The 22,443-nt window shown below is 70.4% G+C and carries 19 protein-coding genes; 9 read left to right on the top strand and 10 right to left on the bottom strand.

The features are described 5' to 3' along the window. On the bottom strand, positions 1 to 1,078 hold a 1,078-nt coding region (locus tag EDM22_RS17350), incomplete at its 3' end, for a proton-conducting transporter transmembrane domain-containing protein (protein WP_122938342.1). 87 nt (positions 1,079 to 1,165) lie between these two features. On the opposite strand from EDM22_RS17350, the gene EDM22_RS17345 reads away from it, so the two are divergent. Next, positions 1,166 to 1,549, top strand: coding sequence for a helix-turn-helix transcriptional regulator (locus tag EDM22_RS17345; RefSeq protein ID WP_122938341.1), 384 nt, complete (start codon positions 1,166 to 1,168; stop codon positions 1,547 to 1,549). Here the strand turns inward: EDM22_RS17345 and EDM22_RS17340 are convergent. Next, positions 1,546 to 3,489 (bottom strand): ABC transporter ATP-binding protein, encoded by a 1,944-nt coding sequence (locus tag EDM22_RS17340; RefSeq protein WP_245989518.1) that lies wholly within the window; start codon positions 3,487 to 3,489, stop codon positions 1,546 to 1,548. The two genes, EDM22_RS17345 and EDM22_RS17340, sit on opposite strands and share 4 nt — an antisense overlap. Positions 3,490 to 3,611: 122 nt before the next feature. Here EDM22_RS17340 and EDM22_RS17335 point away from each other — a divergent pair, with 122 nt between their 5' ends. The 4 genes from EDM22_RS17335 (at position 3,612) to EDM22_RS17320 (ending at position 9,838) form a co-directional block, all read left to right on the top strand. After that, a complete protein-coding gene (locus EDM22_RS17335; protein WP_138708126.1) occupies positions 3,612 to 4,814 on the top strand; it encodes a hypothetical protein in 1,203 nt (400 codons plus the stop codon). A gap of 163 nt (positions 4,815 to 4,977) precedes the next feature. Beyond that, on the top strand, positions 4,978 to 6,168 hold the full coding sequence (locus tag EDM22_RS17330) for a hypothetical protein (protein WP_138708125.1): 1,191 nt from the start codon (positions 4,978 to 4,980) through the stop codon (positions 6,166 to 6,168). A gap of 146 nt (positions 6,169 to 6,314) precedes the next feature. Continuing rightward, positions 6,315 to 7,838 (top strand): helix-turn-helix transcriptional regulator, encoded by a 1,524-nt coding sequence (locus EDM22_RS17325; RefSeq protein ID WP_122938337.1) that lies wholly within the window; start codon positions 6,315 to 6,317, stop codon positions 7,836 to 7,838. 176 nt (positions 7,839 to 8,014) lie between these two features. After that, positions 8,015 to 9,838 carry a hypothetical protein gene (locus EDM22_RS17320; protein ID WP_122938336.1) on the top strand — a complete coding sequence of 608 codons (1,824 nt, stop codon included), beginning with the start codon at positions 8,015 to 8,017 and terminating at the stop codon, positions 9,836 to 9,838. A 183-nt stretch (positions 9,839 to 10,021) separates the two neighbouring features. Here the strand turns inward: EDM22_RS17320 and EDM22_RS17315 are convergent, their stop codons facing one another. The 3 genes from EDM22_RS17315 to EDM22_RS17305 all read right to left on the bottom strand — a co-directional run bounded on the left by EDM22_RS17315 (position 10,022) and on the right by EDM22_RS17305 (position 13,419). Next, positions 10,022 to 11,008, bottom strand: coding sequence for a carbohydrate ABC transporter permease (locus EDM22_RS17315; protein ID WP_122938335.1), 987 nt, complete (start codon positions 11,006 to 11,008; stop codon positions 10,022 to 10,024). Further along, a complete protein-coding gene (locus EDM22_RS17310) occupies positions 11,005 to 11,976 on the bottom strand; it encodes a carbohydrate ABC transporter permease (RefSeq protein WP_122938334.1) in 972 nt (323 codons plus the stop codon). The genes EDM22_RS17315 and EDM22_RS17310 overlap by 4 nt, the downstream gene beginning before the upstream one ends. 96 nt (positions 11,977 to 12,072) lie before the next feature. Continuing rightward, positions 12,073 to 13,419 carry an ABC transporter substrate-binding protein gene (locus EDM22_RS17305; RefSeq protein WP_122938333.1) on the bottom strand — a complete coding sequence of 449 codons (1,347 nt, stop codon included), beginning with the start codon at positions 13,417 to 13,419 and terminating at the stop codon, positions 12,073 to 12,075. 272 nt (positions 13,420 to 13,691) lie between these two features. On the opposite strand from EDM22_RS17305, the gene EDM22_RS17300 reads away from it, so the two are divergent. After that, on the top strand, positions 13,692 to 14,720 hold the full coding sequence (locus tag EDM22_RS17300) for a LacI family DNA-binding transcriptional regulator (RefSeq protein ID WP_122938332.1): 1,029 nt from the start codon (positions 13,692 to 13,694) through the stop codon (positions 14,718 to 14,720). Positions 14,721 to 14,788: 68 nt separating this feature from the next. Here the strand turns inward: EDM22_RS17300 and EDM22_RS17295 are convergent, their stop codons facing one another. After that, positions 14,789 to 16,036, bottom strand: coding sequence for an MFS transporter (locus EDM22_RS17295; protein ID WP_245989516.1), 1,248 nt, complete (start codon positions 16,034 to 16,036; stop codon positions 14,789 to 14,791). Continuing rightward, a complete protein-coding gene (locus EDM22_RS17290) occupies positions 16,033 to 16,491 on the bottom strand; it encodes a MarR family winged helix-turn-helix transcriptional regulator (RefSeq protein WP_122938331.1) in 459 nt (152 codons plus the stop codon). The genes EDM22_RS17295 and EDM22_RS17290 overlap by 4 nt, the downstream gene beginning before the upstream one ends. Positions 16,492 to 16,632: 141 nt before the next feature. Between EDM22_RS17290 and EDM22_RS17285 the strand changes: the two genes are divergently transcribed. Continuing rightward, positions 16,633 to 17,079 carry a DUF805 domain-containing protein gene (locus EDM22_RS17285; protein WP_122938330.1) on the top strand — a complete coding sequence of 149 codons (447 nt, stop codon included), beginning with the start codon at positions 16,633 to 16,635 and terminating at the stop codon, positions 17,077 to 17,079. A 116-nt stretch (positions 17,080 to 17,195) separates the two neighbouring features. Here EDM22_RS17285 and rplL read toward each other — a convergent pair whose 3' ends face one another. Continuing rightward, the gene (gene rplL / locus EDM22_RS17280; protein WP_122938329.1) at positions 17,196 to 17,582 is read right to left on the bottom strand and encodes a 50S ribosomal protein L7/L12; all 387 of its coding nucleotides are present in this window, start codon (positions 17,580 to 17,582) and stop codon (positions 17,196 to 17,198) included. A gap of 51 nt (positions 17,583 to 17,633) precedes the next feature. Then, positions 17,634 to 18,149: a 50S ribosomal protein L10 gene (gene rplJ / locus EDM22_RS17275; RefSeq protein ID WP_122938328.1), complete on the bottom strand. Its 516-nt coding sequence runs from the start codon at positions 18,147 to 18,149 to the stop codon at positions 17,634 to 17,636. A 495-nt stretch (positions 18,150 to 18,644) separates the two neighbouring features. On the opposite strand from rplJ, the gene EDM22_RS17270 reads away from it, so the two are divergent. Beyond that, positions 18,645 to 20,324: an MDR family MFS transporter gene (locus EDM22_RS17270; RefSeq protein ID WP_245989519.1), complete on the top strand. Its 1,680-nt coding sequence runs from the start codon at positions 18,645 to 18,647 to the stop codon at positions 20,322 to 20,324. A gap of 10 nt (positions 20,325 to 20,334) precedes the next feature. Beyond that, on the top strand, positions 20,335 to 20,826 hold the full coding sequence (locus EDM22_RS17265; protein WP_170964192.1) for a MarR family winged helix-turn-helix transcriptional regulator: 492 nt from the start codon (positions 20,335 to 20,337) through the stop codon (positions 20,824 to 20,826). Between the two features lie 19 nt (positions 20,827 to 20,845). On the opposite strand, the gene EDM22_RS17260 is transcribed toward EDM22_RS17265, so the two are convergent. Further along, on the bottom strand, positions 20,846 to 22,443 hold a 1,598-nt coding region (locus tag EDM22_RS17260; protein WP_212591985.1), incomplete at its 5' end, for a sensor histidine kinase.

Below are 22,443 nucleotides of genomic sequence, written 5' to 3'. Positions count from 1 at the left end.
ACAGCGCCACGGCCGCGGGCGCGAGCGCGGCGAGCGCGACCGCTGCGCCGATGACCGCCCGCCCCGGTGCGGAGACCCCGGCGGCCCCGGCGCCGCCCGCCGCGGCATCGGCCCCGGACTTGGGCACCAGCGTGCCCGAGCCGAGGAAGGACGCGGCCTTGAACAGGCCGTGCGCGATCACGTGGAACAGGGCGAGCGCCCAGGCGCCGACCGCGCAGGCCAGCAGCATGAAGCCCATCTGCGCGGCCGTGGAGTGCACGAGTCGGCCCTTCACGTCGGGCCGGGTGAGCATGGCCGCACCGGCGACGACGACCGTGATCGCGCCCGCGGCGCCCACCACGATTCCGGCGACGGGGCTCGGCAATTCCGACGTGCGGAGCAGCAGCACCGCGCCGGCGTTCACGAACCCGGCGTGCAGCAGCGCCGACACGGGCGTGGGCGCCGCGAGCGAGGCGGTGAGCCAGCCGTGGAAGGGCACCGATGCGGCTCGCGACACGGCGGCGACGGCGATGCCGGCACCCGCGACCGCCGCGGTCGTCGGGGACGACTCGGCGAGACCGGCGATCGAGAGGTCGCCCCGGTCGACGAGCACGGCGGCCACCGCGACCCACAGTGCCGCGTCGCCGATGAGGAGCGCGCCGGCGGCGCGGCGGCGGGCGACTCGCGCCTGAGCCCACGCTCCGGCGTGGCCGAGCAAGGCGATCACGATGGCGGTGCCCGCGGTCCACGCGAGCGCGATGGCGAGCAGGTCGAGGGCGGATGCCGCGGCACCGGCCGCAACCGCCAGCCAGGCGGCGAGCGCCGCGAACCGGCCCGCGGCGGGGTCGCCGCGCAGGTTGCCGCGGGCGAACGCCTGCACGAGCAGGGTGACCGCGAGGATGAACGCGACGAGCACGGGACCGACCCGGTCGCCGCCGCGTGCGACTGTGTCGACGATGCCGGCGAGCGCGAGCACGAGGGACGCGGCACCGCCGCCGGTCGCGATCCGCAACGCTCGCTCGGGCCGGGGCGATGCGATCGTCGCGGCGACCGCCGTGCCCGCCTGCACGAGCAGGGCGGTGAGGACGAGAGTTGACATGCGAAGAAGATTACCGGCGTTACATTTCTGCTGTCAAATGATTCGGGAATTCTGATTCTGGTTATGCGCGTCGGGTAACATGGGTCCATGAGCGCCTGGACGTTCCTCACCAACCACGCCCATGTGCTCATCTGCCTGGCGCGAGATCCCGACATCCGCGTCCGCGAGATCGCCGAAGCCGTCGGCATCACCGAGCGAACCGCGCAGGGCATCATCGCCGACCTCGTCGAAGCGGGCTACGTGCATCGCGAGAAGGACGGCCGCCGCAACCGCTACGAGACCGTCGACGAGCTGCCGCTGCGCCATCCGCTCGAATCCGACCACCGGATCGGCGAGCTCCTCGAGATGCTCGCCGCGGCCGGCGGCACCCCACCGGCGCCGCCCACCCCCGCGGACGCGCCCGCAACGGTTCCTGCCGACCGCACCGGCCCGGCCGGTCGTGCGCCAGACGCGGCGGCGCGCCGCGCCTAGTTCGTCGGCACCTGCGGCCGCTCGGCCTGCTCCCGGTACAGCGACGCGTACACGCCGCCGTTCGAGATGAGCTCGGCGTGCGTGCCCTGCTCCACGATCCGTCCGGCGACGATCACGAAGATGACGTCGGCACCGACCACGGTCGAGAGCCGGTGGGCGATCGCGATCGTGGTGCGGCCGCGCGACGCGTCGTCGAGCGCCTGCTGCACGACGCGCTCGCTGATCGTGTCGAGCGCGCTCGTCGCCTCGTCGAGCACGAGCACGGCGGGGTCCTTCAGCAGCACGCGGGCGATCGCGATGCGCTGCTTCTCACCGCCCGAGAGGCGGTAGCCGCGCTCCCCCACCACCGTCGCGTAGCCCTCGGGGAACGACGCGATGGTCTCGTGGATGTTCGCGGCGCGGGCCGCGACCTCGAGCTCGGCGTCGGTGGCATCCGGCTTCGCATAGCGCAGGTTCTCGGCGATCGTGGCGTGGAAGAGGTACGTCTCCTGGCTCACGATGCCGATGTGCGACATGAGCGACTCCTGCGACAGCTCGCGCACGTCGACCCCCGCGAACCGCACCGAACCGGCGGATGCCTCGTAGAGCCGGGGCACGAGGTAGGAGATCGTGGTCTTGCCCGCGCCGCTCGGCCCGACGAACGCCGCGAACTGCCCGGGCTCGATCGTGAACGACACGTCGTCGAGCGTGGGGCGTCCGTCGTCGTCGGCGTCGGGATAGCGGAAGGAGACGTGGTCGAACTCGATGCGGCCGAGCAGCGACCCGCCCGGGGCATCCGCGCCCGTGGGCACCGCCCGAGCCTCGGGACGGTCGCTGATGGCGGGCTTCAGGTCGAGGTACTCGAAGATGCGGGCGAACAGCGCGCTCGACGTCTGCAGGTCGAGAGCGACGCGCATGAGGCCCATGAGCGGGAACAGCAGTCGCGCCTGCACCGTGGTGAAGGCCACGATCGTCCCGGCGGTGATGTCGGCGCCGTTGCCGAGCAGCCAGCCCGAGACGAGGTACACGATCGCGGGGATCGACGACATGAAGATGGACACCATCGCGAAGAACCACTGGCCGGTCATCTGCTGCCGCACCTGCAACTGGATCTGGTTGCGGTTCTCGTCGTCGTAGCGATCGATCTCGCTGCGCTGCCGGGTGAAGCTCTTCGACAGCAGGATGCCCGAGACCGAGAGCGTCTCCTGCGTGATCGCCGTCATCTCCGACAGCGACTCCTGGGTCTTCGCCGCCACCCTGGCCCGCACCTGGCCCACGCGCCGCTGCGCGATGACCATGAACGGCATGAGCACGAGGGCGATGAGGGTGAGCTGCCAGTTGAGCAGCAGCATCGCGACGAACGCCGCGAGCACCGTGACGGTGTTGCCGAGCACGCTCGACACGGTGTTCGTGAGCACGGATGCCACGCCGCCCACGTCGTTCTGCAGGCGCGACTGGATCACGCCCGTCTTGGTGCGCGTGAAGAAGCTGAGCTCCATGGACTGCAGGTGCGTGAACAGGCGCACGCGCAGGGCGCCCATGACCTTGTTGCCGATGGTCGAGGTGAGCCACGTCTGCCACACGCCGAGCAGCGCCGAGACCACGAAGACCACGATCATCGCGCCGACGATCCAGCTGAGCGCGGTGAGGTTCGGGCCGGTGGGCTGCCCCGCGGCATCCGTGGGGAAGAGCCCGTCGTCGAAGGCGCGCTGGGTCAGCAGTGGCGGGATGACGCTGAGCGCCGCACCGACGAGCACGAGCACGACCGTGGTGATGAGCGCCGCCCGGTGCGGCTCGAACAGCTCGACGATGCGCCGCAGCAGGTGCGGGATCTTCGGCGCCTCGGCGTTCTCGGCGCGCTGCGCCTCGGGGTCGCCGCTGGAGATGCGTGCGCGGGGTCCGCCCCGCCCGCCGCCCGGACGGGCCCCGGGGGGACCCATCCCGGCCCCGTGCATGCTCATGCATTCACCCTAAGCGGCCCGTCCGTCGCGACCGCCGTCCGGTCGCCCCCGACGGGGGCTGTTCGCCGAGGGCGTGACCCACTACGTTTGGGCTGATTCCGCTGAGTCGAAGGGATGCCGCGATGGCACTGAGGCCCGCATACGCACGACGTTCCGACTCGCACGGGATGCCGCGCCGACGGTCCCTGCTCGCCGGGCTGCTGGCAGCCGGCATCGCGATGGCCGGGCTCGCCTTCACGGGCTCGCCCGCCTCCGCGGAGGAGACGGCGGCGGCCTCCGGCGAATCGACGCTCGAGATCGCGATCACCGACTGTGAGACCTATGGCGGCGACGGGAACCTCCACTACGCGGTGCACGACCCGTATACGTACTATCGCGACTTCATCACCGTCCGGGATGCGGCAGGGACGGTCGTGCATGAGGCGACCTACCTCGACGACCCGGTGTTCGAGGCCACGGACTTCGAGACCGACGTCCCGCTCCCGCCGGGCGACTACATCATCGTCTACAGTGCCGAGCGCGAGACCGGCGGCCGGAGGATCGACGAGCAGAACTTCACCATCGGTGCGTGCCCCGACCTGAACGTCGACCTCGTCGACCCCACGTGCAGCACCGGGGACGACGGGCTGATCACGCTCGTGCTCTCCGGCCTGGTCGTGGGCGAGCCATACCACTGGACGGCCGGCGGCTTCAGCGGCTCGTTCGTCGCCGAGTCCGACACGCTCGAGATCCCGCTCTCGAGCGGCTCCCCGCCTGGCAACTACCTCGCCTACGCCGAGACCGTCGACGACTCGCCCGTCTACGACTGGCGTGCCTTCGCGATCGAGCCGTGCCAGCCCGGCCTCACGGTGACCGTCACGCAGTGCACCGTGGCAGGTGGCACCGGCACGGTCGACGTCGCGCTGGCCAACCTCGTGCACGGCGTCGTCTACACGGTCACCGGCCCCGACGGCAGCACCCGGCAGGCGACCGCCCAACCGTCCGGCTTCACGACGCTCTCCTTCCCGTCGATCCCCGGGGGCACCCACTCGACCGTGACCGTCGCCGGAACCTGGACCGTCGACCAGCCGTATGAGGAGCCGCCCTACATCGGCGGCGGCGACTTCGTGCCCCTCGACACCGTCGCGCTCACCGCCAGCGCGGATGTGAACCTCGAGCCGTGTCCCGCCGCGGTCGTCCCCGCCTCGAGCGGCGGCACCACCGGGCTCCCCGCAACGGGCACCGACCCGGTCGTCCCGATCGGCGCCGCCCTGCTGCTGCTCGGGCTCGGCACCGCAGTGCTCGCCATCTCCCGACGCCGAACGGCCGTGCGAGCCCCCCGGTAAGAGCGAGCCCGCGTCTGGACACCATCGTTGACGAGTCGGGTCTCGTCGCCCCCATCGCAGAACCGGAGGGTCCTCCCCGAACCGGGGGTGTTCGCGCAGGGCGTCGCGGGAGTACGTTTCTCTCATCTCTGTGCCATCCCTGCGCATTTCCGAGGAGCCCGCGATGACCCGTTCCAGCGATGCCACCCGTCACCCGTCGTCGCGAGGCCGAGCAGGGGTGCGCGTACTGCTCGCCGGGCTGGTCGCGGTGGGCATGGCGATCGCCGGGCTCGCGTTCGCGGCGCCGGCCAACGCCAAGACGGGGTTCCCCTCGCTCGAGGTGGTCTCCACGTCCGACTGCGACTACGAGAACAGCGGCGAGCTGACGTACGCGGTGTCCGATCTCCTGCCGTCCAACACCTACAAGGTCACCCTCACGACCGTCGATGGCACCCCCGTCGACGAATGGCTCTACCAGGGCGTGCACGACGGGTCCCAGACGACCTCGGTCGCCCCCGGCGAGTACCGGCTCGCGCTCTTCGAACAGGTGAGCGAGAGCGAGTGGGCACTGGCCGCCGAGGGTGGCTCCTTCACCATCGGCGCGTGCCTCGAGCTCGACCTCTCCGTGAGCCCGTCCTGCAGCACCAGTGCCGATGGGTCCGTCATGGCGACCTTCACCGGTCTGATCCCGGGCGACGAGTACACCTACTTCGTCGAGGGCACCGACACCAGCCGGTACGTGCCCTTCACCGCTGCCGGCGAAACCGAGGAGGTGGTCGCCGGCGACCTCCCGCCCGGCAACTTCTACGTCTACGTGCAATGGAACGGCTCGACGCAACAGGGCGGCGTGTACGACTGGCGCGCGTTCGCGATCCAGCCGTGCCAGCCCGACCTCACTGTGACCGTCACGCAGTGCACCGTCGCCGGCGGCACCGGCACGGTCGACGTCGCGCTCGCGAACCTCGTGGAGGGCGTGGTCTACACCGTCACCGGCCCCGGCGGCAGCACGCAGCAGGCCACCGCGCAACCGTCGGGCGTCACGAACCTGACCTTCCCGTCGATCGCCGCGGGGACCTCCTCGACCGTCACGGTCGAGGGCACCTGGACTGTCGACGTGCCGTATGAGGAGCCGCCGTTCATCGGCGGCGGCGACTTCGTGCCCCTCGACACCGTGTCGCTCACCGCGAGCGCCGACGTGACCCTCGACCCGTGCCCGGCCGCAGTCGTCCCCGCGTCGAGCGGCGGCACCACCGGGCTTCCCGCGACGGGCACCGACCCGATCGTCCCGATCGGTGCCGCCCTGCTGCTGCTCGGCCTCGGTGCAGCGGTACTCACCGTGTCCCGCCATCGAGCGACCGTACGGGTCCGGAAGTAGCGACGAGGCGGCGGCGGGTGCCGAGGCCCCCGGGCGCCGTGCGCGGAGCGTACGCCGTTCGCCCACTCCGGGCAAGGCGCATGCCCGGCGGCGCCACATGACCCTAGACTGACCGCGAGGTGGTCCGCAGGGGGGCGGAGGTGCACATGGGCGCGACACCCGTCGCCGTGATGCCGCCCGTCGCCTGGCACGAGGTGGTCCATCTGCGGCCGGCCGAGCTGCGCTTGCGCATCGAGCGGATGCCGGAGGCCACCTGGTCCCGCGATCCGGCCGCGCTGCTCGGGCTCGCCATGGCGCACCGGTCGCCGGGATCCACCAACCCCTACGCGGCGGAACCGTACCTCGACGCCGCCGACGAGTTGCTCGCCGACGGCGTGGGCGAGCCCGCACTGCACGTGCTGGCTCCGATCGTTCGCTCGATCCCCCTTCGGGAGCTCGGGGCGTTCGACCAGGCGCGCGGCCTGCTCGCCTGCGCCGCGCGCGAGCTCTCCGCCGCGCGGTTGCCGTTCGCAGCGCGTGTCGAGCTCCAGGCGGTCATCCTCTTGAACGACGGCATCTGCGCGACGCTCGGCGGCCGACTCGACGAGGGGCGCCGCACCCTCCTGCGGGCACTGCACCTCGCAGAGAGCCGCACTCCGGCGACGCTTCAGGCTGAGGCCTGCGGATGCATCGCACTCATCGACCTCCGCACCGGCAGCCTCCGCAGTGCGGTCGCGCACCTCACGACCGCACGCTCCGCCGCGGGCGGCTCCGGCCCGATCCGCGATCTCGGTTCGGCTCCCGTTCGCCTCGCGGAGATCGCGGTGGCCATGGACCGCGGCCAGGTGGACCGCCTCGAAGCGGAGCTGTCGTCGCTCATCGCCGAGACGGCGGGCACCGAGTACGAACCGCTCGTGCTCGCCGAGCTCGCGGCCCTGCGCGAAGCCGCCGACGATGACGACGCGATCGACGTCCTGCAGGAACTGCAGCTCCTCATCCGCGATTGGGACGCCCCGAACCTCCCGCGCATGATGCACGACGATACGCGTATCGCGCTGCTCGTCCGGCGACACGAAGCCGTCGCCGCACGGGCCGAGCTCGCCGGCATCCTGCCCGATGAGACGCACACCCAGTGCCCCGCGACCTGGTCGGCCCGACTCGCGCTCGACGGCGGGGCCCCGGCACATGCGATCGAGCTCGTCGCGCCGTGCCTCGCCATGGGCGACGCCCACTCGCCGCGCACGGCGACGCTCGCCCGCCTCATCGCGGCCGCGGCGCACGCCGTGCTGGGCGATCTCAGCACCGCCGACGCGCTCTTCGCTCAGGCGATCAGCGTCGCGGCGCCCACCGGCTCGGTGCGCCAGTTCGGCGTGGTTCCGCGAGGACAGCTCTCGCTGCTCGTCGCCCGCTCCCGACGTGTCGGGCACACCGCACCGGTGCGCGCCCTCCTCGACGCGATCGCGGCCCGCTTCCCGACCGGCGACGACGGCGCGTCCGACACCCTCAGCACGCGCGAGCGGGTGGTGCTCGCACGCCTCGTCGCGGGCGACACGCAGCAGCGCATCTCGTTCGAGCTCTCGGTCTCTCCGAACACGGTGAAGACCCAGGTGCGGAGCATCTACCGGAAGCTCGGCGTGACGACCCGCGACGGCGCCGTGCACCGTGCGCGATCGCTCGGCATCATCGACTGAGTTCCCCGCCGAACCGGAGGCGGCGAAACGGTTTTCATGCCCGCGTCACCCTGTGCTCACCACGTCATGCCCTTCCTGCTCACCCCCTGCCGAGTGCTTGCATCGGAGCTGTACGGCGCCCGAACGCCGTACGTGCGCGAGCGCGAACGGTCGCGCGGACAACTCGAGGGGGACCAGTGAACACACGTATCCGCGGCGCGTCGCGCCGTGCGGGGGGACGCGCGTCGTCCGACCCGGCAGACGAGTCCGTCGACGTCCGTCGGCGCTGGCGCACGACACTCGCCGGCGTCGTCGTCGCGACCATGGCGATGGGCGGGATCACCGCGCTCGCCGCATCGCCCGCGATCGCGGACGACGCGGTCGCCGGCGACCAGTCGACCGTCACCGCGGCCGAGTCGACGACCACCACGGCGCCTGCCGGGGACCCGGCGGATCCGGCCGCACAGGAACCGGCGGTACCACCGGCAGACCCCCCGGCCGATCCGCCGGCCGAGGAGCCGGCCTCGCCGCCTGCCGACACGCCGGCCGACACACCGGCGCAAGAGCCCGCGGCACCCGCGGAGGCCGCGGCGCCGCCAGCGGAAGTCGCTCCAGCCGAGTCGCCCGCTGAGCCCGCTGCGAAGTCCGCAGCCGATGTGCAGCTGCTTCTGGTGCCACCGGGTGAGGAGGTCGTGGAGAAGGTCGAGATCTGCCACCGGACCGACTCGTACAAGAACCCCTACGTCATCAACGAGCCGAACGCGAACGGCGACGTGGACGGCCACGCGACCGAGCACGTCGGCCCCGTGTTCTACCCGGAGATCCCGAAGCACACCGAGTGGGGCGACATCATCCCGCCGTTCTACTACGGCGACCCGGCGGACCCGTCCTACTTCCCGGGCCTCAACTGGGATGCCGACGGCCAGGCGATCTACGAGAACGACTGCGCCGTGCCGACCGAGGTGCCCGAGCTCATGATCACGCCGCAGTCCTGCGTCGAGGGGGGACCCAACGGCCAGCTCGACTTCACGCTCGGACCGCTCCAGCCCAACGTCGACTACCGGGTGACCGTCTGGGATTCCAGCGACACGCTGGTCGCCCAGTTCGGTTGGTCGGGCATCTCGGGCGACGTCAACGGGAACGCCGGCCTGGCCCCCGGCGACTACACGATCACCGTCGAGCAGTCGATCATCGCGGACGTGTGGGAGCAGATCGACGAGCAGTCGTTCACGATCGAGGAGTGTCCGCCCGTGATGGTGATCGAGGTCGAAGCCGCAGCGACGGGTTGCAGCCTCGGGGATGACGGGACCGCACTCGTCAGCATCTCGGGCCTCGTTCCCGGTGAGGAGTACAGCTGGCTGCTGAGTGGCGACGACTACGAGGCGAGCGGTGTCCTCGACGAGGTGACGTCCGAGTCGCTCGACGTGCCGTTCGCCGACCTGCCGCCCGGCAACTACTTCTTCTACATCCGCTGGCAGGAGGGTGAGGAGATCATCGATGCCCAGGCGACGTTCTTCGTCGAGCCGTGCCCGCCGAACATCGCCGTCGTGGTGAAGGAGTGCCCGGCGTACGGCGGTGAGGGCGGAGCAGTGGTGAAGCTGTCCGACCTCGTCGAGGGCCTCACCTACGAGGTGTGGGTCGTCGACGCGCATCAGAACGGCGTCGTGTACGGCGACGTGAAGAGCGTGGTCGGTGACGCGACGCACATGGCAGAGGTGGACATGTCACCCCTGCCCGCCGGCAAGGATTACACGGCGTGGGTCTACGCACCGTGGATGCCTCCGGGTGGCATCTCCCAGTGGGGCGATGTCAACTGGTTCGAGGTGTCCGCCAGCGTGGACTTCAGCCTGAAGCCCTGCCCGGCCGCACCCGTGACACCGGTGACACCGGCCGGCCTCGCCGTGACGGGCACGAATGACCCCGGCGGCCTCGTGACCGCCGCGCTCATCCTGCTCGGCCTCGGCGGAGCCGCACTCGTCGGACGCGGTCGCCGTCGGGCGGAATCGCGCGTGACCGAGTAGCGCGCTGAGCGGAATGGCGGGCGCCCCGATGGGCGCCCGCCACTTCGCTGTCCGCCCGTGCCGCGCGAGGCCACAACGCGAGGCCACCGCCTCACGACGAGGCACGAACGCCGGCGGGCAGAGTGGATGCCGCACGCCCCCACGTGCGGCATCCGTTTCCCCCTGCCCGTCTCCGGGCGTTTCCTACCCCTTCGTGGCTCCCGCCAGCAGGCCGCGCACGAAGTAGCGCTGCAGGCTGAAGAACACGATGAGCGGAACGACGAGCGAGATGAACGCGGACGCGGTCAGTCGCTGCCACTCCTGCCCGCGGTTTCCGGTGAGCTCCGCCAATCGCTGGGTCAGCGGCGCGACATCCGGTGTGCCGCCGGAGAACACCAGCGCCACGAGCAGGTCGTTCCAGACCCACAGGAACTGGAAGATCGCGAACGACGCGAGGATCGGCACCGACAGCGGCAGGATGATCCGCAGGAAGATCTGCCCGTGGTTCGCCCCGTCGACGCGGGCGGCCTCGATGAGCTCGCCCGGGATCTCCGAGATGAAGTTGTGCAGCAGGAAGATCGCGAGCGGCAGGCCGAAGATCGTGTGCGCGATCCACACCTGGATGTAGCTCTGCTCGGGGATGATCGGGATCGCGTCGTGGATCGCCTTCTGGATCGGCAGGAGGAACGTCGTGAACATCTGCAGCAGCGGGATGAGCGCCATCTGCAGCGGCACGATCTGCAACGCGAAGATGCCGATGAAGATCCACGCGGCTCCCTTGAAGGGGATCCACGCCAGTGCGTACGCCGCCATCGCCGCGAGGACGGTGGCGAACACGACCACCGGGATGGTGATGGCGATCGAGTTCATGAAGTACGCGCCGAGCTGCGGGGACGACGCCGACGAGGAGAACAGCACCTCGGTGTAGTTGTCGAACGTGAAGCCCGGGTTCTGGAAGATCGTCCACCAGCCCGTGGTCTTGATCAGCTCCTCGGGCCGGAACGACGAGATGAACAGGCCGAAGGTGGGGATCACCCAGATGATCGCGATGAGCAGCGAGACGATCGTCGCCGTGCGCGAGGTCAGGCGCTTCTTCACGCGGACGGCCTTGGTGCCGTCCTTGTTGTAGCCGCGCTGGAGTTCTCGGCTGGTCTCGGCGTCGACCGGGACTTCGATCGGTGTGTAGGTCATCGGATCTCCCTCTGCTTGCGGAGGACGCGGATGTTGTAGATGACGATCGGCAGCACCAGCACGAACAGGATGAGCGCGAGTGCCGAGCCGCGGCCCGGCTCGAGGGCGCGGAACGCCTGCGTGTACATCTCGTTCGCCACGACGCTCGTCTCGAAGTTGCCGCCCGTCATCGTGCGCACGATGTCGAACACCTTCAGGGTGGCGATCGAGATGGTCGTGACGACGACCACCAGGGCCCCGCGGATGCCGGGAAGCGTCACGTTCGTGAACTTCTGCCACCCGTTCGTGCCGTCGAGATCGGCGGCCTCGAGCTGCTCGGTGGGGATGCCCTTGATCGCCGCGGAGAGCACGACGACCGCGAAGCCCGTCTGCACCCAGATCATGACGACGATGAGCAGGAGCGTGTTCACGGGCGGCGTCTGGAGCCACAGCACCGGATCCTGGCCGAACCACACCAGGATCTGGTTCAGGAGTCCGATCTGGTCGCGACTCGCGGGCCGGTACTCGTAGACGAACTTCCAGATGATGCCGGCGCCGACGAAGGAGATCGCGAAGGGCATGAAGATCAGCGACTTGTAGATCTTCTCGCCGCGGGAGCGGTCGATGAAGTTGGCGTAGGCGAGGCCGATGATCGTGGAGATCGTCGGCACGAGGATCACCCAGATGACCGTGTTGCGCAGCGTGAGGAGCGCCTCGGGCTGGGTGAACATCCACACGAAGTTGTCGAAGCCCACGAACTCCCCTGCGGAGTTGGCGAAGGCGGCGATCGCGGTGCGGATGGCGGGGTAGACCAGGCCGATCCCGAGGAGGATCAGCGCGGGAAGCAGGAACGCCAGCAGCTGCAGGACGTCTCGGCCGCGCTTGGGGGCTCGATCGATGAAGAACAAGATCAGTCCGACGACGGCGGCGAAGACCGCGATACCGGCGACGAGTTGGACGATCTTGCCGATGAGATCAGCGGTCGTCATTCGGTGTGCTCCTCTCCATTGAGGTGTGCAACAGGGCCGCACGGCGAGCCGTGCGGCCCTGTTGGTAGTGATGTTAGGGCAGTGATCGCCGTGCTACTACTGCGGCCAGCTGTCCTGGATGAAGGTCGTCGTGTCGTCGGTGGACTTGCCGCCGATCCAGTCGACCATTCCCTTCCAGAAGGACCCGGCACCCACTGCACCCGGCATGAGGTCGGACGCGTCGAACCGGAACGTGGTGTTCGGGTCCTGCAGGATTCCGACCGCGTTCTTCAGCAGGTCGCTCGAGGCGTTCTCCGGGTCGAGCCCGTTGTTCGCGCTGATGACACCGCCGAGCTTGACGCGGATGTTCGCCCACGTGTCGCTCGAGAGGTAGGTCTGCAGCGCGACGACCTCGGGAGCGTCGCTGTACGCGCCCACGATCTCGCCACCACCGGTGACGGCGTTCGCGCCGGCCTCGGTGCCAGGGAGCAGGAAGGCCCACACGTCGCCGTCGGGGGCGACGGTCGTGCCCTCGGGCCAGAAGCCCTCGTAGAACGTGGCCTGGTGGTGCAGCGCACACGTGCCGTCGAGGATCGGGAGGCCCGCGTCGCCGAACTCGGTCGTGGCGATCGAGTTCACGTCACCCAGGCCGCCGTTCACGAAGTCGGGGTTGCGGATGTAGTCGCCCACCGAGTCGAACGCCTCGCGGATCTTGGGGTCGGTGAACTTGACCTCGTTGGTCACCCACTGGTCGTAGACGTCGGGGCCCTGCTGGCGGAGGACGAAGTCCTCGACCCAGTCGGTGCCCGGCCAGCCGGTGGCGTCACCCGATGCGAAGCCGACGCACCAGGGCTTGTCGACCGCGCCCGACTTCTGGATGTCCTCGGTGAGCGAGAGGAGCTCGTCGAGGGTGGTGGGAACCTCCCAGCCGTTGTCGGAGAACATCGAGGGCGAGTACCACACGTAGCCCTTGACGCTCGCCATGAGCGGCGCGCCGTAGACGGTGCCGTCGACGGTGCCGTACTTCTGCCAGTCCTCGGACCAGAACTTCTTGGCGTTCGCTGCGACGGCGTCGGGGGCGGGCTTGATGTAGCCGGCGTTCGCCTGGGCGGCCAGCAGGCCGGGCTGCGGGAAGATCGCGAGGTTCGGCGGGTTGCCGCCCTGTGCGCGAACGTTGATCTGGGTCTCGAACTCCTTGCTGGGCTCGTACTTGACGTCGATGCCCGTGCAGGACTCGAAGTCGGCCCACGATTCGTTGAGGCGGTCGGCCTCGACGTCGCTGATGGTGCCGTAGATGCTGACCTCCGTACCCGAATCGAAGGTGCCGTAGTCCGAGTAGGGGCCGCAGTCGACGTTGGCAGACTCCTGCGCTGCCTGGTCGCCGGTACAGCCTGTCAATGTGATGCCGATGGCCGCCGCAGCAGCGATCGGCCCGATCCAGCGACGATGCCGAATGGAACTCATCTCTCATCTCCTCGTCGAGTTGTGAGCCGGTGCAGGGCGAAACCGGGAACCGGTTCCAGCGATGAGGCTAGAACACTGCGGCGTCGAACGCAAGGAAATCGAGGTCACGGTTCGGACACCGTCGGCCGTTCGGCCCGAGGCGCGCAAGAGAGCGCTCTCACGTTCGATTCAGGCGTATGGAACTCTCGGAAACCGGGTAGGGAACCGGTTCCACAAATCCGGTCCGCGGCAGTACACTCGGCTCGGAGCAGCCCAACGGAGGGAGGCAACGGATGCCCGCGATCGGGGATGTCGCACGTCTGGCCGGTGTGTCGAAGTCCACCGCTTCCCGAGCGCTGAGCGGGCGCGGGTACGTCGCCGAGGAGACCCGGCTGCGGGTCGAGGAGGCGGCCCAGCGCATCGGCTACATCGCCTCCCCCGACGCCGCGAGCCTCGTGACGGGCCGCACGAAGAACGTCGGAGTGGTCATCCCGTTCGTCAACCGGTGGTTCTTCGGCGAGGTGCTCGAGGGCGCGGAGCGGGCCCTCCTCTCCGCGGGTTACGACCTGACGCTCTACAACCTCGCGATCGGCGGCCCCGAGCGCGATCGCGTCTTCGACTTCTTCCTCGCGCGCAAGCGCGTCGACGCGGTCATCGCGGTGGGGGTGGACCTCGACGAACGCGAGGTCGACACGATCACCTCACGAGGCAAGCCGATCCTGGCGCTGGGCGGCACCGCTCCCGGTGCCCCCCGCCTCGCGATCGACGACCGCGCCGCCGCCGGCCTCGCGACCCAGCACCTCATCCAGCTGGGCCACACGCGCATCGCGCACCTCGCCGGCGCCGGCGCCGGATCGGCGGCGCGGAGCGTGCAGGCAATGCGAACCGCCGGGTTCCAGGATCGGATGTCGGCGGCCGGGCTCGTTCCGGTCGGCGAACCGTCGGGAGTCATCGAGGCCGACATGACCCTGCCGGGCGGCTACTCCGCCGGCCTGCAGCTGCTCGGCCACCCCGGCGCCCGGCCGACCGCCGTGTTCGCGGCATCCGATGAGATCGCGTTCGGCGTCATGCGCGCGGCCGAGCGGCTCGGCATCGCGGTGCCGTCGGCGCTCTCGATCATCGGGTTCGACGGCCACGAGCATGCCGAGCTGTTCGGGCTCACGACGATCGAGCAGTACCCCGAGGAGCAGGGCCGGCTCGCCGTCGAGACGGTCATGGAGTGGCTCGGCGAGGGGTACGGCGAGGTCGACCTCGCCACCGCCGGCGTCCCGCTCGCGACGCGCCTCGTGGTGCGCAGCAGCACGACGGCGGCGCCGCGCTGAGCGGCCGCGCGTCGAGACCCGAGCAGCACACCGGCGCACCGCCGAGCGGATGCCGCGGGGCGGACGCCTCAGGCACCCTCGCCCACCGTGATGGCCTCCGCCTCGACCGCCGCCGGCTCGGGTGCGGCATCGTCGACGCGCCGGAGCGCGCGATGCCCCGCGACCACGACGGCGAGGGCGACGATCACCGAACCCGCGGCCGCGAAATACGGCGCCTCGGGCGAGATGAGGCGCGCGAGCTCGGCGGCGGCGGGCGGGGCCACGGCCCCGCCGAGGAACCGCACCGCCGAATAGGCGCTCGACGCGACCGAGCGCTGCAGGTCGGTCGCCTCCATGACGCACTCGGTGAGCACGGTGTTGAGCACGCCGAGCACGAGTCCGCCCGCGACGATGCAGACGACGAGCGCGCCGGGGTCGTCGATCACGAGACCCGCCACGGCCAGGTCGACCGCGAGGAGCGGCAGCGCGATCCACAGCACGCGGGTGCGCGGCATCCGTGCGGTGAGGAGGGGCGCGACGAACACCGAGGTGATCGCGAGCGCCACGCCCCACCCGAAGAAGGTGAGGCCGAGCCCGATCGCGTCGAAGCCGAGCGGGAACGGCGAGTACGCGAGGAGGACGAAGAAGCCGATGTTGTAGAACAGCGCGGCCGCGGCGAGCACCGCGAGCGCGGGTTGCCGGAGGGCGCGGACGGGCGCGGACAGCCGCGTCCGCTCGGGGCGTCGCCCAGCGGCATCCGCCCCGTCCGTGAGGAACACGAGGATCGCGATGAGGCCGATCGCCATGAGCACCGCCGTGCCGAAGAACGGACCGCGCCAGCTGAGGGTGCCGAGCAGGCCGCCGAGGAGCGGACCGATCGCGATGCCGAGACCGAGCGCGGCCTCGTAGAGGATGATCGCGGAGCCCGAGCCGCCGGCCGCTGCACCGACGATCGTCGCGAGCGCAGTGGAGATGAAGAGGGCGTTGCCGAGCCCCCAGCCCGCGCGGAAGCCGATGACGGACTGCACGTCCTGCGCCATGCCCGCCGCGGCGGCGAACAGCACGACGATGCCCAGGCCGATCACGAGCGTCTTCTTCGCGCCGATGCGGCTCGAGACCCAGCTCGTGCCGAGCATCGCGATGCCGGTGACGAGCAGGTAGCTCGTGAACAGCAGCTCGGTCTGCGTGGGGGTCGCCTCGAGGCTCTCGGCGATCGCCGGCAGGATCGGGTCGACGAGGCCGATGCCCATGAACGCGATCACGCACGAGAACGCGACGGCCCAGACGGCCTTCGGCTGCTTCAGGATCGAGGCGGATGCCGCGTGGCCGCCGCTCACGCGGCGACCCCCGCCGCCGCGCCGTCTCGTGCCCGCTCGAGCCGGGTGCGCACGATCTCGACGGACGCGGCGAGGGTCGCCAGCTCGTCGTCCTCGAGGTCGGCGAAGGTCGGGGCGAGTGCGGCGGCGAGCTCCTCGCGCCATGCGTCGAGCGCGGCGAGGCCGCGCGGGTCGGCCGAGATGAGCCAGGCGCGGGCGTCGTTCGCGTCGGCGATCCTGCGGATCCAGCCGCGCTCGTCGAGGGCGTGCACGAGCTTGGTCATGGTCGGCTGGCTGACCCGGCTGATGCGGGCGAGCTCGCCGAGGCGCAGCGGCCCGACATCGCGGAGCACGCTGATCGTGCGCCAGACGGCGGGCGATTCGGTGCTGCCGGTGACGGAGGCGGCGAGACGCGTGAGCCGGTGGTTCACCGACACGAGCTCGCCGAGGACGGAGGAGAGGTCGTCGTGTTGCACTCGCCCAAGTATACATAGCTTGGCTATACAAACGAGCGGCGGACGTGCGGCTCCGGCGCGGCGGCCCCTGTCGACAGCACGGCCACGCCATGCTGTGCCTGATCATCGCCGGATTCCGGCGCCGTCTCGAAGGAGCCTCCAATGTCCACCGCAACCGGTACACCGCTCTCCCAGCCGCTCTACGGAGCGTCGATCGGCCAGGCCGTCAGCCGATTCTTCAAGAAGTACGCCACCTTCTCGGGTCGCGCCAGCCGCAGCGAGTTCTGGTGGTGGTACCTCGTGTTCGCCGTCGTCACCGGCGTGCTCTACGCCATCGCCGCAGCGGTCGGCGCCGCCGGCGCGACGGTCTCGGACGACGGGACCACCCTCGTCTACGGGCCGTCCTTCTGGCTGGGATCGATTCCGTACATCGCCTGGGGGCTCGCGACGGTCATCCCGTGGCTCGCGCTGGCGTGGCGTCGACTGCACGACACGAACCGCTCGGGCTGGTGGTACTTCATCGGGCTCGTCCCGGTCGTCGGCGCCATCATCCTCATCGTCTTCTTCCTCCTGCCGTCCGACCCGGTGGGCGCTCGCTTCGACCGCTGACGCGGCCCGGGACGAGCCCGGAGACGACGGATGCCCCGTGGCCGATCGGCCACGGGGCATCCGTGTGTTCAGGTGACGCGGGTCACCTCAAGTGGTTCCCTCTTGCGAGGGCCCGATTACTTGAGGGTGACGGTCGCGCCGGCCTCCTCGAGGGCGGCCTTCGCCTTGTCGGCGGTCTCCTTGTTCGCGCCCTCGAGCACGGCCTTGGGAGCACCGTCGACGACGGCCTTGGCCTCGCCGAGGCCGAGCGAGGTGAGCTCGCGGACGACCTTGATGACCTGGATCTTCTTGTCGCCGGCAGCCTCGAGGACGACGTCGAAGGAGTCCTTCTCCTCGACCTCTTCGACCGGGGCGGCAGCGCCGGCACCGGCAGCCGCAACGGCGACCGGGGCAGCGGCGGTGACCTCGAAGGTCTCCTCGAACGCCTTGACGAACTCCGAGAGCTCGATGAGGGTGAGGCCCTTGAACTGCTCGAGCAGCTCCTCAGTGGACAGCTTCGCCATTTTTTCTTCTCCTTGGATTCTGTGGTTACTCACCGCTGGGAAGGCTCGCGCCTACGCAGCGGACTCCTGCTTCTCACGCAGCGCGTCGACCGTGCGAACGGCCTTCGACAGCGGTGCGTTGAACAGATATGCGGCTCCGAACAGCGAGGCCTTGAAGGCACCGGCGAGCTTCGCCAGGAGCACTTCGCGGGACTCGAGGTCGGCGAGCTTGCCTACCTCTTCGGCGGTCAGGGGCTTGCCATCGAAATAGCCGCCCTTGACCACGAGGAGGGGGTTCGCCTTGGCGAAGTCACGCAGCGACTTCGCGACGGCGACCGGGTCACCGTGCACGAATGCGATCGCCGACGGACCGGCGAGCTCGTCGTCGAACGACGAGATGCCGGCGTTGTTCGCCGCGATCTTGGTCAGCGTGTTCTTCACCACGGCGTAGCTCGCGTCCCCACTGATGGACTTGCGCAGCTCCTTGAGCTTCGCAACAGTGAGGCCGCGGTATTCGGTCAGCAGAACGGCGGTCGAGCTCTCGAACAGGTTCGTGAGTTCGGCAACCGCGGCTTCCTTGTTCGCCATGGCCACTCCTTGTGTCTTCTGCATGCATCGCGGTGGCGATGCACGGCCTCGGAGCACACCGGCGGGCGCAGCACTTGGGAAAAGAAAAAGAGCTCCGGCGCAGTTGCGCGGAGCTCGCCCCGAATGAACGGGAAGTCTTCGTCACACCTGCGCGGGCACTTGCTTTCGCAAGACTTCGGTCGGCTTGCCCGGTGAGTGATCACAGTGCGCGCACGACAACCAGCGGTCTTCGGCTCCGTCCAGCGTAACGGATGCCGCGTGCGCCGCCAAATCGGCGCCGGCCGCGCCGATCGGGCTCGCCGTGGCATCCGGACGGGAATGAACCGCAGCGCACAATAGTTGCTCAATGTCATCTAGTTCTGTATAGTTGACCGCTGTCAATCAATATTCGGGAGTCGAATGAGCAACGCACCGCGCGGGTCGCGCACCACGTCGAACCAGAACCCACCGAGGGCGTCGAAGCCCGAGGCATCCGCACAGCTCACCGAGAGCGGCATGACGCACCGGGAGGTGCTCACCGCGCTGTCCGGGCTGCTGCTCGGCATGTTCGTGTCGATGATCGCCTCGACCGTCGTCGGCACCTCGCTGCCGGTGATCATCTCCGACCTCGGGGGCGACCAGTCGTCGTTCACCTGGGTGGTCACCGCCACGCTGCTCGCGACCACCGTGTCGACGCCGATCTGGGGCAAGCTCGCCGACCTCTTCAACCGCAAGCTGCTGCTGCAGCTCGCACTCGTCATCTTCGTCGTGAGCTCCGCGGTCGCCGGCTTCTCGCAGGACACCACCATGCTCATCACGATGCGCACGTTCCAGGGCATCGGCGCGGGCGGCCTCGCGGCGCTCAGCCAGATCGTCATGGCCGACATCCTCAGCCCGCGCGAGCGCGGCAAGTACGCCGGCCTGTTCGGCGCAGTGATGGCGGTGGCCACGATCGGCGGCCCGCTGCTCGGCGGGGTCGTCACCGACGCGTTCGGCTGGCGCTGGAACTTCTTCATCGGGCTCCCGATCGCGATCGTCGCGCTCGTGCTGCTGCAGCGCACGCTGCACCTGCCCGCGCTCGCGAAGCGGAAGGTCTCCATCGACTACCTCGGCATCGTGCTCATCTCGGCGGGCGTCTCGCTGTTCCTGCTGTGGGTGTCGCTCGGCGGCAACCAGTTCGAGTGGGACTCGGCCGTCTCGTGGGCGATGGTCATCGGCGCGGTCGTGCTGCTCGCGGTCGCCGTGCTCGTCGAGCTCCGCGCGACGGAGCCGCTCATCCCGCTGGGCCTGTTCCGCAATCGCACGTTCACGCTCGCGGTCATCGCGAGCATCTCGGTGGGCGTCGCGATGTTCGGCACCGCGGTCTTCCTCAGCCAGTACATGCAGCTCGCCCGTGGCGCGACGCCGACCGAGTCGGGCCTGCTCACCATCCCAATGATGGGCGGCGTGCTCATCTCCTCCACCGTCGTCGGCGGGCTCATCTCCCGTCGCGGCAAGTGGAAGGGGTTCGTCATCACCGGGTCGGTGCTCATGGTCGCGGGGACACTGCTGCTGAGCCGCCTGCACTACGACACCGACTTCCTCTACGTGGGCGTCTCGATGTTCGTGCTCGGCGCGGGCGTCGGCATGATCATGCAGAACCTGGTGCTCGTCGTGCAGAACACCACCGAGGTGCGCAACCTCGGCGTCGCGACGAGCGCGGTCACGTTCTTCCGGAGCCTCGGCGGCACCGCCGGCGTCGCCGTGATGGGGTCGATCCTCGGCACCGTCGTCGCCGACGACATCAAGAGCGGCATCGCGAAGCTCGAGCCCGAGCAGCAGCTGCAGGCCGCCCAGACGCTCGGCGGCGGCGGCATCCCGCACGTGTCGGAGCTGCCCGACTTCCTGCGGGTCATCGTGGAGTCGGCGTACGGGCTCGGCATCGGCACGGTGTTCCTCACGGCGGTCCCGCTCGCCGTGGTCACCCTGCTCGCGGTGATCTTCCTGCCCAACGTGAAGCTCGGCACGCTCAACGCCGTGCAGCGCGCCAAGACCGAGTCCGACGAGCAGGTCGGCGAGCGCGAGCTCGAGTTCGAGCTGGCCGGCGAGGAGCTGTTCGAGGTCGCCGAGGGCTCGGTCGCGGTGCCCGTGACCGGAGCCCTGCAGGTCGACGACGAGGCGCGCAGCGGCCGGAGCGGCCGGGGAACCCGCGCCTAGAATGACGGCCATGACCGCCGCAGAGCGCCCCGCCCACCTCGACGGGACGCCTGCGTCGCCCGCCTCCGACACCGACGCGGTGTCGGAGGCGGCGATCGCCGCCGTCGAGGACGAGTTCGGCCGGCTGTTCCACCGGATCCGCGCGAACTGGAAGCGGTACGCCGCACGCGTGCACCCCGACCTCCAGCCCATGGGCTACAAGGTGCTCAGCATGATCGTCGCCCGCGGGCCGGTGAAGGCGGGCGAGCTCGTCGACGAGCTGCACACCGACAAGAGCGTGCTGAGCCGCCAGGTGCGGCAGCTCGAGTCGCTCGGGCTCGTCGAGTCGCACGTCGACGACCGCGACGCCCGAGCGCGGCTGCTCGTCGCGACGCCCACGGCGGTCGAGAGCGTCCGGGCGGTGCGTGCCGAGAACCAGGCCGAACTGCGTGCCCGGCTCGCGGCCTGGCGGCCCGACGAGGTCGCGACCCTCGCCGAGCTGCTGTCGCGGCTCGCCGACTGACGGGGGCGCGCAGCGGGCGTCAGAGCGGGAGGTCGACCGTGAAGGTCGTCTCCCCCGGCTCGCTCTGCACTGACACCGACCCGTGGTGCGCCTCGACGACGGCGCGCACGATGGCGAGCCCGAGTCCGGTGCTGCCGGCGCGGCGCGAGCGCGAGGCATCCCCCCTGGCGAACCGCTCGAAGAGCGTGTCGCGCAGCTCGGGGTCGATGCCGGGCCCGTCGTCGGTGATCGTGATGCGCGCGAACGGGTGCGCGACCACGCCCGAGGCGGGCACGCGCGTCAGCCGCACGACGACCTTGGTGCCGTCGGGCGTGTGCGCGCGGGCGTTCGCCAGCAGGTTCGCGAGCACCTGGTGCAACCGCGCCCCGTCGCCCGTGACCGTGACGGGCTCCTCGGGCATCGCCACCCGCCAGTCGTGGCCCGGGGCGGCGACCTGCGCGTCGCCGACGGTGTCGCGCACGAGCGTCGACAGGTCGACCGGGTCGCGCCGCAGCTCGCGGCCCTCGTCGAGCCGGGCGAGCAGGAGCAGGTCCTCGACGAGCTCGGTCATGCGCAGCGACTCCGACTCGATGCGGCCGATCGCGTGCACCACGTCGGGGGGCAGTTCCCCGCCGTGCAGGCGGGTGAGCTCCGCGTAACCGCGGATCGACGCGAGGGGCGTGCGCAGCTCGTGGCTCGCGTCGGCGACGAACCGGCGCACCTTGCGCTCCGACTGCTCGCGGGCCGACAGGGCGGATGACACGTGGCCGAGCATGCGGTTGAAGGCGTTGCCGAGCTGGCCCACCTCGGTGCGCTCGTCCTCCACGGCCACGCGGGCGGGCATGTCGACGTCGCCCTGTGCGAGTGGCATCTCCGACACGAGGGTCGCGGTCTCGGTCACCTCGCCGAGCGGCGCCAGGGCGCGTCGCACCGTGACGGCGCCGAGTCCGAGCGCGATCGCGAGCCCCGCGATCGCCACGACGGCGACGGTTCCCGCGAGCTGTGCGGTCGTCGCCTCGACATCGGTCATCGGCAGCGCCACGACGAAGGAGTAGCCGCCGTTGGTGGGCGCCGCGACGGCGCGGTAGTCGCCGAGGTCGCCGAGTGTCACCGTGACGGGGTGGCGATCGGTCGGCACCGACGCGAGCGCGCGGAGCGCGTCGGTCGACGGGGCGTCGATGTCGCCGTCCTCGTCGATCGAGCCGCCCTTCAGGATGGTCTCGTCGCTCACGAGGGCGGCGATCGTGCCGACCGGCTGGCCGGGCACGCGCAGCAGCACCGCGGCGCCCTCCGGCGGGATCGGCAGCGGGCCGCCCGGGTCGTCGAGCGCGCGCCCCGCCCGCTCGGTGACCTGCGCGAGCTGGCCGTCGAGGCGCGCGACGAGCTGGGTCTGCAGCACGGCGACGCTCACGAGCCCGACGACGGCGCTCACGAGCACCACGAGCGCGGCGATCACGATGAGCAGGCGCCGGCGCAGGGTGAACGCGGGGCGACGCCTGACGGCGCGCTTCGCGGTCGCGGGCCGCTCGGCGTCCATGGTGGCCGCGGGCGATGCGGCGGCCGCCGGGCCGGCGGTGGCGGGCGCCGAGTGGGGCCCGTCCGGATCCGTCGCGGTCGGGGCGACGCGGTCGTCGATCG

It is taken from the genome of Agromyces tardus, assembly GCF_003710805.1.
Classification (GTDB): Bacteria; Actinomycetota; Actinomycetes; order Actinomycetales; family Microbacteriaceae; genus Agromyces; species Agromyces tardus.
Note: the sequence above shows the minus strand (reverse complement) of the source record. Positions and strands in the feature narration are given on the sequence as shown.